Genomic DNA, 11,417 nt, shown 5'->3' on the forward strand with positions numbered 1-11,417 from the left:
GCACGGATGGGGGCGACAGGTGAGGATTCACCGGTTGACGCCCGGTGTCAGCGCGCTTCAAAGGGCAAGAGCCCGAAAAAGCCGGCGAAGTATAGCCCTTGGCTGGGCTGGGCGCAATTTGCCCCGTCGGCGGGCGGTTCTGGCCGCCTTAATAGGTAAGTGTGACTGTGATCGTGTCGCTGTAACTGCCTGGAATGGGGGCCGGCTGTGGGAACGCCCGGCCGTAGACCGTGAACGATACGTCCTCGTTTTCGCCGACATCACTGGCGCCGGTGGCAGGGGTGTCGCCCCAGGGGATAAGCAGGGCCGGGTCGCGATACAACTCATAAGGCAGGAAATTGCCATTTGAGGCCATCCGCCGTTGGCCACTGGCGGCGTTGTTGCCGTTGTTCAGGGTCATGGTCCATTCGACATCGGTTGCACAGCGCATCCGGATCAGCGAGGCCTGGTCACGTGGGACATCCAGCCGACTGGTGCTGCCGAAGTCCATATCGGAGGCGACGGTGATCAGGCAAGCCTCGGGGACGCGGGCAGCCACGGAGCCAAACAGGAACTGCTGCTGACCTGCACCGCCCAGCAACGGAAAGGTGCCATCGCGGCAATTCTCGGGGGTGGCGGCTGGCAGCAGCTGGGAGCCGTAGCTGTAGCGCAGGATCGAGTTTCCAATGAAGTTCTCATACAGGTAGGCGGCCGGCAGTACCTGGCCGGCGGGGACGCGGGCATAGATGTTGAAGGTGATCTGTTGTTGGCTTAGCCCCCCCACCTGTACAGAGATGGCATAGACCGGCTGGCTGCCGCCAAATGCGCCGAGCAGCTGGGTCATGGCCGGGTTTGAATACAGGTCGTAGTTCATCAGCGCGCCCGCGTTGTTGGTCAATCGCCGGGGGGCGACACCGCCGGGAAGGCCCTCGCCAGGAAAGATGCAGGCGGTTATCTGGGTGCCGAACACCGGCGGGCCTTGGCAGGTGACGACGAGGGAGGCGGTCGCGGTGGTGTTTGCGGTGAGCGAGACGTTGCCGAAATCGATGCTTGGACTACGGGTCACCTGGCAGCTCTGTGCCCAGACCGAAGCTGCCGGCCACGCCATCAGTAGCAGCATGATCAGTTGTCGGGTGATGTGCAGGTATCGCTGCGGGGGTTTATTGGTTCGGGTCATGGCTGGCACTGCTGCACCGTGGCGTCGCCAGGCTCGACTTGGTATGCGGCGATAGGGGCTGCGATCACGCAATCGGTGCCGTCGTCGCTTGTGATGTGCAGCAGCGCTCCGGCGGGCGAGTCCTGCAGATACACCTCGCCGTCATGGCCAACGACGGTAGTTGCGACGGTCTGGTCGCCAAGTTTGACGATGACCATGCTGCCGGTGCCCAGCCATTTGCCATCTGCGCCGCGTACCAGCAGGCGCGTCGGGTGGCTGAGCTGAAGCTTGAAGTCCACGCGAGCGCCGCTGCCGGATGCCGGTACTACCTGCCGTTGTGGGGCATCCAGCAGCATGTCCATCGGCAGGTCCAAGGTGTCGATGCTGATCAGGTTGCGCTGCCAGGCGCGCAGCGGTGTCACCAGCAATTGGCCATGCGCGTCGGTGCTGCCGATCAAGCGGTTTTCCAGTCGCACCGGCACCTGTGCCACGCCATTGGTGGAGACCAGGGCGAAGGCGTCATCAACCTGCCGCAGGAGGTGCACACCTTGGCCGAACCACACGGCGCTGCCGTTGGTATCGGCGTAGGCCAACGTGCCGCCGATGGCGCTGTAATCCATGCCGATGCGCCATTGGCCGGCGTCGCCAAGATGGCGCAGCTCGGCGCTGGCGCTGCGGCGTGTGCCCATGCTCGCCTGCGCGCGCCAGCCCCAGCCGCCAGCATCCACCGGCAAACTGCGATTTGCTTCCACTGAGAGCGCATTGCCATCAGTGCCGTGGCGCAGCGAGCTGCTGAGCTGGGTCAGGCGACCCAAGGGCAGGGAAAAATAGAGGTTGGCGCTGTCCATCTGGCGGTTGTCCAGATCGTGCTGGAGCTGCGCGCTGAGCCATGCATTGCCGCGCAGATTGCGTGACCAGCCCAGGCCGGCCAGGCGCGTACGCGTCTGGCCGGGGTAGTTCTGGGAGACATAGCTGAGGCTGAACTGCCCGCTGTAGGCGTTGCCCACGCCCACAAAAAACTGTTCGGTGCGTCGCGGCAGGGGGGCATTGGCGAGAAACGCAGCTGTATCGCGGAAGCCCGCGCTGCGCCGTTGGGTGCTGGCTGAGACACTGAAGCCGCGTGCGTTCCATTGATAGCCGAGCGTCTGCTGGCGGCCCTGCAGTGCACCAGCGCGACTACTGGTGAAAGAACTGCTCAGTATCCCGCCGCGCTTTCCGAGCAGGCCCGCCGCGCCGACGCCGGCCAGTTGCAGGTCCTTGCTCAGTTCGGCATGTGCTTCGATGGTCAGTTGGTTGTACAGGCCATAGCGCAGACTGCTGCTGGCCATCGGCTTGCCGCCATAGGCGAAGGAGCGCAGTCCGTAGTCCTGGCGCAACACGCCGATATCCAGCGACCAATCAGTCAATCCCGTCTGCAGCAGTTTTGGCGCCCCGTACAGCGCAAATTCCAACATGCGCTGCTGGCCGTTGATATCGGTCAGCAGCAGCTGTGCCTGGCCGCTGCCATTGAGGGCGGGCGCTGTATCCAGCTGGAACTGCCCGGGTTGCACGCTGCGGCTGGCCTGGCGGATGCCGTTGATGTACAGGTCAACCGTGGATGGCAGGACTGCGTCACCAGTGAACGAGGCCAGTGGCGTGGTCACCCGGTAGGGCTGTAGCGAAAAGTTGCGCGACAGGTGTATGCCGCCGATGCGGGTAGCGCGCGACCAATCAAGTGCGCCGGTTATGCTGTCACCCACGCTCAGGCTGAGCATCGGACCGGGTAGGTCCAGCTGCCAGTGGCTGTCCAGACGGGTGTTTTTGCCGCGTGGGTTGCCGTTGCCAGTATCCAGGCGGGTGCTCTGGGTGCTGGACCAGATGCCGGGCCCCGCGCCGAACAGGCGCAGTTCGGTGAAGCCGCTGACGCTGCGGAAACCATTTTGCTGTTGCGCATGCAGGTCGTAGTTGAGCAGGAGTCCTGGGCTGCTGTCGCTGACTGCAAGCTCGGTGGGTGTGGTTGCAAGGCTCAGGTGGGCAAGCGGGCGATTCAATGCTGCCAGGGGGACCTGCAGTGCGAGGCGTTGATTGGCTGCGTCGTAGTCGATCTTGATGTCGGCCAGTTGCACAAGGTCAACGGATGGCTGGTCGCTGGCGACGCCTGCGGGCAGGCTCAGGCCGAGTTCCAACAAGGTTGCTGCGCTGGTAGACAGGTGTGACCCGGAAACAACGAAGCGCGCAAGTTGGCTGGCCCTGCTCTGGTTGATCTGCACGTCCAGATACAGTTCCTGCGGTTGTTCGATAGCGGCCGTAGGTGCTGCATCCGTGAGGGCAAGTGAAGCAGCGTAAATGGAGGAGCTGCTCGCCATGAGCATTGCCAGGTCAAAGGTCAACAGAGCGCAGCGGCTGCGGGATGGCGGCATCGTTCAGCCTGGCCTGCAAAGTGCCGGTGAGGGGGAAGGGGGTTGGTAGCGGCAGGGTCCATTGCATGTGTTGGCCCGCCAGCACATAGCCAAGCAAACCAGGCGTCAGCTCGATCGGTGGGCCGTCCTCAGGCAGCCAGCGCAGCTGGCTCAGGCGTACGCGCTGTGCACCTGCGTTGTGCACCTTCAGGGTCAGCAAGCCGGCCTCCACCCGCCAGTTGGCGCGCAGCTCGGCGGCATCGATCGCGGCTCTGGTTGCCCGCTCGCGCGGCATCGCACCAGCGGGCAGTACGAATGCCGGAATGGAGTAGCGAAGCAGGAAGTTCAAGCCCTGGGCAGGCTTGGCCTGGGCACCGGGCAGCTCATCCACCAGCAGGCGATAGGCCTGTTCCTGTACGCCGGGCGCTGGTAACGGCAGCGTCCGCAGTACGCGCACCAGTTGCCGCTGGCCGGCGCCGATCTGGACGATGGCCGGGCGTGCCAGCAGCATCTGCGAAGGCTCAAGCACGTCGTTTGCATTGCTCTGGGTCCAGCGCTGCACCCGCACCTGCGCGTGCAGGGGGGTGTCGCCGGTGTTCTCCAGCCACAGCGCCTGTGCCTGCTCGTCACCGCTGAATTCGATCAGGATGGGCGAGACCTGCAGATCGCCGGCGCAAGCCATTGGTGCCATCAACAACATGGCCCACGCCGTCCACCTTGAGGTACACGACGCCATATTGGGTGGACGCCAATGGTGCAGTTGCATCGGGCCGGGGCTCAGTAGGTGATCGTGGCAATCACCGTGTCGCCGTAGCTGCCGGCTGGCGCATCGGTGGAAGGTACGCGGCCATAGACCGGAATGGTCTGGGCGCTGGCAGTGCCGGTGCCGGCCAGGGTGTCGGTGCCGATCACCTCGCCCCAGAAATTCAGCCGCCCGGCATCGCGGTACAGCCCATAGGCGACGAAGTTGCTGGCGCCATCGCTCATGCGTCGATTGTCGGCGGCAGCCGTGGTGCTGGTGGCATTGGCACCGGGATTCATGCCGATGGTGTAGGGGGTGCCATTGGTGCAGTTCACCTCAAGCGTGCCTTGGGCTTCCACCGGAGTGCCGGTGGAGCGGGCCAGGCTGCCAAAGTCGATGTCGCCAGCGGCGACGGTCTGGATGTCACAGGACTCGGTGATGACGATGCGGACCTGAAACTGTGCCGTCTGGGTTGCTGCCTGCGTAAGACCTGCGGATACGGTCAACGCAATGCTGGCTGCGGTGATGACAAGCGTGCGCGTGAGCATGTTGATTCTCCCGGCGATTGGCGGCAGCGGCGATGCCATGGGACATGGCGTCGGCGTGCGCGCAAAGCTAAACACGGCAATCCGGCGCTGGCACGTGTTCACGCTGGCAGTTTCGCCTGAACGGGGGATCTTGCTAAGTTCAGTCAATTGGGACGTTGCGCCACCAATTCTGGGTTTCCCCGGTGGCTCAGGCGTTGCCGGCGGCCGGTGTGGTCAGATGCCTGTCCTTAACGATTCGCATAAGTATGGATGGCAGCCGCTGGTCGGGCACCCCCAGTCAGGAAAGTCCCGGTCGAGTCTCGGCTGGGCGTCGAATTCCGCGTTCATTAATGTGAAATACTTAGCGAAATAGACCAAATGGGGGATAATCGGCCCATGGCAATCAACCTGAAAACCCCCGAAGAAATCGAGAAGATGCGCATCGCCGGCCGTCTGGCGGCTGAGGTGCTCGACATCATCACCCCGCACGTCAAGCCCGGTGTTACCACCGAAGAGCTGGACCGCATCTGCAACGACCACATCATCAATGTGCAGGGCACCATCCCGGCCAATGTGGGCTACCGCGGATTCCCCAAGACCGTGTGCACCTCGGTGAACAACGTCATCTGCCACGGCATTCCCAGTGAAGCCAAGGTGCTCAAGGACGGCGACATCGTCAATATCGACGTGACCGTCATCAAGGATGGCTGGCACGGTGATACCAGCCGCATGTACTACGTCGGCACCCCGTCGGTGATGGCCAAGCGCCTGGTGGAAACCACCAAGGAAGCAATGTGGCGTGGTATCCGTGCGGTCAAGCCGGGCGCGACCCTGGGCGATGTGGGTCATGCGATCCAGGAATTCGCCGAAGGTGAGCGCTTCAGCGTGGTGCGTGAGTACTGCGGCCATGGCATCGGCAAGGTCTACCACGACGAGCCGCAGGTGCTGCATTACGGCCGTCCGGGCCAAGGCCTGGTGCTCAAGCAGGGCATGACCTTCACCATCGAGCCGATGATCAACGAAGGCACCCGTTACACAAAGGTGCTGCCGGATGGCTGGACCGTGGTGACCAAGGACCGCAAGCTCTCGGCGCAGTGGGAACACACCATTGTGGTGACCGAGGATGGCGTTGAGGTATTGACGTTGTCGCCGGCGGAATCCGCGCAGGCATGACCTCACTGCCGGCGGGCCCGATTCTGGACACGCCGGCAGATCCTGCCGGTGACGCGCAATGGGCTGCCGATGCACGGCAGTCACTTGCCCACACCGATGCCCGCCTGGGCAAGCGCTTCGAGCAGACCGACAATGTCGAACGTCTGCCCGGCCTGCGCACGCGCGCGGTCGATCAACTGATCATTGAAGCCTGGCAGCGCTGCATTCCCGCAGCGGCTGGTTTGGCCCTGTTCGCGGTCGGCGGCTACGGCCGTGGCGAGCTGTTCCCGCGTTCGGACATTGACCTGCTGGTGCTGGCCGAGACCGAAGTGCAGCAGCGCCACGAAGCCGCACTGGCACGCTTGTTCGCCTTGTTGTGGGATGCCGGCTTGCCGGCCAGCCATGCGGTGCGCTCGGCAACGCAATGTGTACACGCCGCGGCTGACCAGACGGTGCTGACCGCCTTGATCGAGGCGCGCCCGCTGGTTGCTGATGCAACCGCCCAGCATGGTCTGGCGCGGGCGATCGCGCCGAGTCTGGTGTGGCCGCCGCGCGAGTATTTTCTGGCCAAGCGCGAAGAACTGTTGGCACGCCACCAGCGTTTTGGTGACACCGCCGACAACCTCGAGCCGGACATCAAGGATGGCCCCGGCGGTCTGCGTGATCTCAATACCTTGGGCTGGATGGCGCTGCGCGCCTTTGGCGTCAGCAATATCGATGCGCTGGTCGGGCTGGGCCATCTGGGCCTGGACGAGGCTGCCGCGCTGAAGCGCGAACGCCTGGTATTGGCGCGGTTGCGCTTTGGCCTGCACCTGGTCGCACAGCGTCCGGAAGAGCGGCTGCGTTTCGACTACCAGAAGACCTTGGCCGCGCGCATGGGCTTTGGCGATGATGCCGAAAGCCTGGGCGTGGAAAAGATGATGCAGGGCTTCTACCGCAGTGCGACGGTGATCCGCCGCATCAGCGACCGCCTGCTGCAACGCTTTGAAGAACAGTTTGACGGCGAGGCCACGCCGCTGCCGGTAGGCGAGGGGTTCTCGCTGCGCCGCGGCTATCTGTCTGCCGATGATCCGCTGTGGCCGCATGGTGACATCCGCAGCATCTTTGCGCTGTTCGCCTGCTGGGCACGCACTTCTGACGTGCGCGGCCTGCACTCGATGACCGCACGCGGTCTGGCCGAGATGCTGGACGAAATTCCCGCCTATACCGCCGTGGACGAAGAAGTCCGCGAGCAGTTCATGGCCTTGTTGCGCGGCCCACGTGCGGTCGATACGCTTGCCCGGATGGCGCGTCTTGGCGTGCTGGGGCAGTGGATTCCTGCATTCGCCGCAGTATCCGGGCGCATGCAGTTCGACCTGTTCCATGTCTACACGGTGGACCAGCACACCCTGATGGTGCTGCGGAACATGGCCTTGTTTGCCAGCGGCCGCGCCGACGAGCGCTTCTCCATCGCCCACGAAGTCTGGCCGCGTCTGCGCAAGCCGGAATTGCTGCTGCTGGCCGGCCTGTTCCATGACATCGCCAAGGGCCGTGGCGGTGACCATTCCGAACTGGGCGCGGTGGATGCGCGCGAGTTCTGCAGCACACATGGCTTGAGCAGTTCTGACACCGAGCTGGTGGCGTGGCTGGTAGAACAGCATCTGCGCATGTCGATCACCGCGCAGAAGCAGGACATCACCGATCCCGAGGTGATCCACCGTTTTGCCGGTCTGGTCGGCGACCGGGACCGTCTCGACTACCTGTATCTGCTGACCTGCGCCGACATCGCCGGCACCAGTCCCAAGATGTGGAATGCGTGGAAGGACCGGCTGCTGGCCGACCTTTACTTCGCCACCCGCCGCGCGCTGCGCGAGGGTTTGGAGCATCCCTTGCCGGAAGCGGAGCGGGTGCAGGAAGCGCGAGACAACGTGCGCGAACAGATGCGCCTGCTTGGCCATGAGGATGCGGTGATCGACCGCCAGTTCGCGGCCATGCCGGATGAAAGCTTCGTGCGCTTCCGTCCCGAACAGCTGGTCTGGCAGGCTGCGTCCTTGGTGGAAATCCACAAGGGCGGCACCTTGGTCAAGGTGCGGCGGATCACGCCCGAGAGTGATGCGCTGGAAGTGTTCGTACACTCGCCCGATCGCGACGGCATGTTCGCCGCCATCGTGATGACACTGGACAGGGCCGGCTACGGCATTCACCGTGCCCGCGTGCTTGATGGCCCCGATGACACCATTTTCGATACCTTTGAAGTGACGCCTGCAGGCAGCTTTGCCGATGGCGACGCCGCGCGCCTGGAATCCGTGCTGCGCAAGGCGCTGGCCGGTAATATCCTGATCCTGCGACCCTCGCGACGGGTGATGCCGCGCCAGCTCAAACACTTCCGCTTCGCTCCGCGCATCGAGTTTCTCGATGCCAGTCATGAAGGCCGGACTGTCTTGAATCTGGTGGCGCCGGATCGTCCCGGGCTGCTCGCCGATGTGGCACATGTGCTGCGTGACCAGCGCCTGCGCGTGCAGGATGCGCGCATTGCCACCTTCGGTGAGCGCGCCGAGGATCAGTTCCAGCTTACCGATCGCCACGATCACCCTCTTACCGAAACCTCCATGCAGGCTTTGCGTGATGCATTGCTGGCCTGCCTGGATCCCGACAACAAGCCAGGAGACCCCCACTGATGGCAAGCAAGCCCGCAACCAAGAAGACCGTGACCAAGAAGACCGCGAAGAAGGCTGCGCCTGCAAAGGCCGCGCCGAGCAAGGCCGTAGCGCCGAAGAAAAAGGCCGCAGCAGCGACCAGGCCGGTCGCCAAGCCTGTTGCGAAGACGGTCAAGGCACCGGTCAAGAAGGTTGCCGCTGCCAAGCCGAAGTCGGCCAAGCCGGTGACGCCGTCGGTGGGCCCGCGCAGCCTGCGCAAGCCGCCGGCACCGGGCGTGGCCGAGCTGAAGTTCGGCATTGAAAGCGCATTCGAGCGCCGCACCATGCTGACCATGGACGAGATTGAAGGTTCGACCCGTGCACTGGTCAACCGCGTGATCGACGGCCTGGAGTCCGGCGAATTCCGCGTCGCCGAACCCGATGGCAACGGTGGCTGGAAGGTCAATGAGTGGTTGAAGAAGGCTGTATTGCTGTACTTCCGTGTCAACGACATGGCGGTGATGGACGGCGCCCCGGCGCCGTTCTGGGACAAGGTCGAGTCGCGCTTTGAAGGCTACGACGAAGCCGCCTTCCGCGCAGCAGGCGTACGCGTGGTGCCGGGTGCGATCGCCCGCCGCGGCACGCACTTCGGCAAGGACGTGGTGCTGATGCCGAGCTTCACCAATATCGGCGGTCACGTCGGCGAGGGCACCATGGTTGATACCTGGGCCACGGTGGGTTCCTGCGCGCAGATCGGCAAGCATTGCCACCTGTCCGGCGGCGCCGGTATTGGCGGCGTGTTGGAGCCGCTGCAGGCCAGCCCGACCATCATCGAAGACCATTGCTTCATCGGCGCGCGTTCGGAAGTAGTGGAGGGCGTGGTTGTCGGCCACCATAGCGTGATCGGCATGGGCGTATTCCTGAGCCAGAGCACCCGCATCTACAATCGCGCCACCGGCGAAGTGACGTATGGCTATGTGCCGCCGTACAGCGTGGTGGTCAGCGGCTCGCTGCCGTCCAAGGACGGCACGCATTCGCTGTACTGCGCAGTGATCGTCAAGCAGGTGGATGCCAAGACCCGCAGCAAGACCAGCGTCAATGATCTGCTGCGTGGGTTGGCGGACTAAGCCAGCCGGAGGTGCAGCGCCGTCCCTTCTCCCGCGCGCGGGAAAAGGTGCCCCGAAGGGGCGGATGAGGGGAGCTTTTGCTTCGCTCCTATTCTGAGGGCTAGAAGCTTGGGCAATGAGCTAGAAGCTTCCCCTCACCCCAACCCCTCTCCCGCAAGCGGGAGAGGGGCTTTGTCATGCGGGCTTTGGATTTCAGAATGACCACGATCTACGGACTAAAAAACTGCGACACCTGCAAAAAAGCCACCAAGTGGCTTGACCGCTTCAACGTCGCCTATACCTTCGTCGACTACCGCGACAACAAGCCCAGCCCGGAAACCCTGCTCGAATGGGCCGGCAAGGCTGGCGGCTTCGCCGCGATGATCAACAAATCCTCAACCACCTGGCGGCAGCTGCCGGACAGCCGCAAGTCGCCCGAGTCCGATGCCGAGTGGAAGCTGCTGCTGCGCGAGTACCCGCAGCTGATCAAACGGCCGCTGGTGATCACCGACGACGGCGCCCTGAGCCAGGGCTTCAGCGACAACGGCTTCAAAGCCCGCTTCAACATCGCCTGATCCGCCACCACATGTAGGAGCGGCGCAAGCCGCGAAGCCACCGATCCATAAGGCCCCCATGAACGACGTACTAGCCCTGACCTGCGACCTGATCGCCCGCCCCTCGGTAACTCCGGAAGATGCCGGCTGCCAGCAACTGATCGCAGGCCGCCTCAACGCCGCCGGCTTCAACTGCGAGCACCTGCGACTGGGTGAGGTCGACAATCTCTGGGCTACCCACGGCAGCGGTGCGCCGGTCCTCGTGTTGCTTGGCCACACCGACGTGGTGCCGACAGGTCCGGTCGAGGCTTGGAGCAGCGACCCGTTCAAGCCGGAAGTGCGCGACGGCGTGCTGTACGGGCGTGGCACTGCCGACATGAAGGGCAGCGTTGCCGCCTTCGTGGTGGCGGCCGAACAGTTTGTCGCCGCACACCCGAACCATCCCGGCACGCTGGCGGTACTGTTGACCAGCGACGAGGAAGGCGATGCCATCGATGGCGTGCGTCATGTTGCCAGGCTCTTTGTCGAACGCGGGCAGGGCATCGACTGGTGCATCACCGGTGAGCCTTCGTCCACCGCCAAGCTCGGCGATCTGCTGCGTGTTGGTCGTCGCGGCAGCCTCTCGGCCAAGCTGCGCATCAAGGGCGTGCAGGGCCACGTGGCGTACCCGGACAAGGCAAAGAACCCCATCCATCTGGCCGCGCCGGCCTTGGCGGAGCTGACGGCGCGTCATTGGGACGGCGGCTACGAAAGCTTCCCGTCCACCAGCCTGCAGATCTCCAATATCAACGCCGGCACCGGCGCCAACAACGTAATCCCCGGCGAGCTGCAGGTTATGTTCAACCTGCGCTACAACCCGCATTGGAATGCGGACAAGCTGGAAGCCGAGATCGGCGCGCTGCTGGACCGTCACGGGCTGGATTACGACCTGCATTGGCACCGTAGCGGCGAACCGTTCTATACCCCGGAAGGCCGTCTGCGCAGTGTTGCCCGTGACGTACTGGCCGAGTTCGCCGGTGCCGCGCCGGAAGAAAGTACCGGCGGTGGGACCTCCGACGCCCGTTTCATCGCGCCCCTGGGCGCGCAATGCATCGAGGTGGGGCCGGTGAATGCCAGCATCCACCAGGTCGATGAGAATGTGCGCGTGTCCGACCTGGAAGCGCTGCCTGACCTGTACCGGAAGCTGATCGAAAAACTGCTGAACTGAG

9 protein-coding genes are annotated in these 11,417 nt (G+C 63.9%); 5 read left to right on the forward strand and 4 right to left on the reverse strand.

Translation table 11 applies throughout. The features are described from left to right. Positions 1-148 precede the first annotated feature (148 nt). The 4 genes from ACVOLR_RS08305 to ACVOLR_RS08320 all read right to left on the reverse strand — a co-directional run bounded on the left by ACVOLR_RS08305 (position 149) and on the right by ACVOLR_RS08320 (position 4,803). Positions 149-1,156 (reverse strand): Csu type fimbrial protein, encoded by a 1,008-nt coding sequence (locus ACVOLR_RS08305; protein WP_481536027.1) that lies wholly within the window; start codon positions 1,154-1,156, stop codon positions 149-151. Further along, positions 1,153-3,480 carry a fimbria/pilus outer membrane usher protein gene (locus tag ACVOLR_RS08310; RefSeq protein ID WP_481536028.1) on the reverse strand — a complete coding sequence of 776 codons (2,328 nt, stop codon included), beginning with the start codon at positions 3,478-3,480 and terminating at the stop codon, positions 1,153-1,155. Before ACVOLR_RS08310 ends, ACVOLR_RS08305 begins: the two co-directional genes overlap by 4 nt. Positions 3,481-3,493: 13 nt before the next feature. After that, positions 3,494-4,213 carry a fimbrial biogenesis chaperone gene (locus ACVOLR_RS08315; protein WP_481536029.1) on the reverse strand — a complete coding sequence of 240 codons (720 nt, stop codon included), beginning with the start codon at positions 4,211-4,213 and terminating at the stop codon, positions 3,494-3,496. A gap of 77 nt (positions 4,214-4,290) precedes the next feature. After that, the gene (locus ACVOLR_RS08320) at positions 4,291-4,803 is read right to left on the reverse strand and encodes a Csu type fimbrial protein (protein ID WP_481536030.1); all 513 of its coding nucleotides are present in this window, start codon (positions 4,801-4,803) and stop codon (positions 4,291-4,293) included. A 375-nt stretch (positions 4,804-5,178) separates the two neighbouring features. Between ACVOLR_RS08320 and map the strand changes: the two genes are divergently transcribed. The 5 genes from map to dapE all read left to right on the forward strand — a co-directional run bounded on the left by map (position 5,179) and on the right by dapE (position 11,416). Then, positions 5,179-5,955 (forward strand): type I methionyl aminopeptidase, encoded by a 777-nt coding sequence (gene map, locus ACVOLR_RS08325; protein WP_481536031.1) that lies wholly within the window; start codon positions 5,179-5,181, stop codon positions 5,953-5,955. A 20-nt stretch (positions 5,956-5,975) separates the two neighbouring features. Beyond that, entirely contained in the window at positions 5,976-8,591 is a 2,616-nt protein-coding gene (locus tag ACVOLR_RS08330; RefSeq protein ID WP_481536052.1) for a [protein-PII] uridylyltransferase, read from the forward strand. After that, on the forward strand, positions 8,591-9,676 hold the full coding sequence (gene dapD / locus ACVOLR_RS08335) for a 2,3,4,5-tetrahydropyridine-2,6-dicarboxylate N-succinyltransferase (RefSeq protein ID WP_481536032.1): 1,086 nt from the start codon (positions 8,591-8,593) through the stop codon (positions 9,674-9,676). The genes ACVOLR_RS08330 and dapD overlap by 1 nt, the downstream gene beginning before the upstream one ends. Before the next feature lie 197 nt (positions 9,677-9,873). Then, positions 9,874-10,230, forward strand: a complete 357-nt coding sequence (locus tag ACVOLR_RS08340; RefSeq protein ID WP_481516693.1) for a Spx/MgsR family RNA polymerase-binding regulatory protein — start codon at positions 9,874-9,876, stop codon at positions 10,228-10,230. A 58-nt stretch (positions 10,231-10,288) separates the two neighbouring features. Next, positions 10,289-11,416, forward strand: a complete 1,128-nt coding sequence (dapE, locus tag ACVOLR_RS08345) for a succinyl-diaminopimelate desuccinylase (protein ID WP_481536033.1) — start codon at positions 10,289-10,291, stop codon at positions 11,414-11,416. Position 11,417 lies beyond the last annotated feature (1 nt).

It is taken from the genome of Stenotrophomonas sp. STEN030 (genome assembly GCF_056759995.1).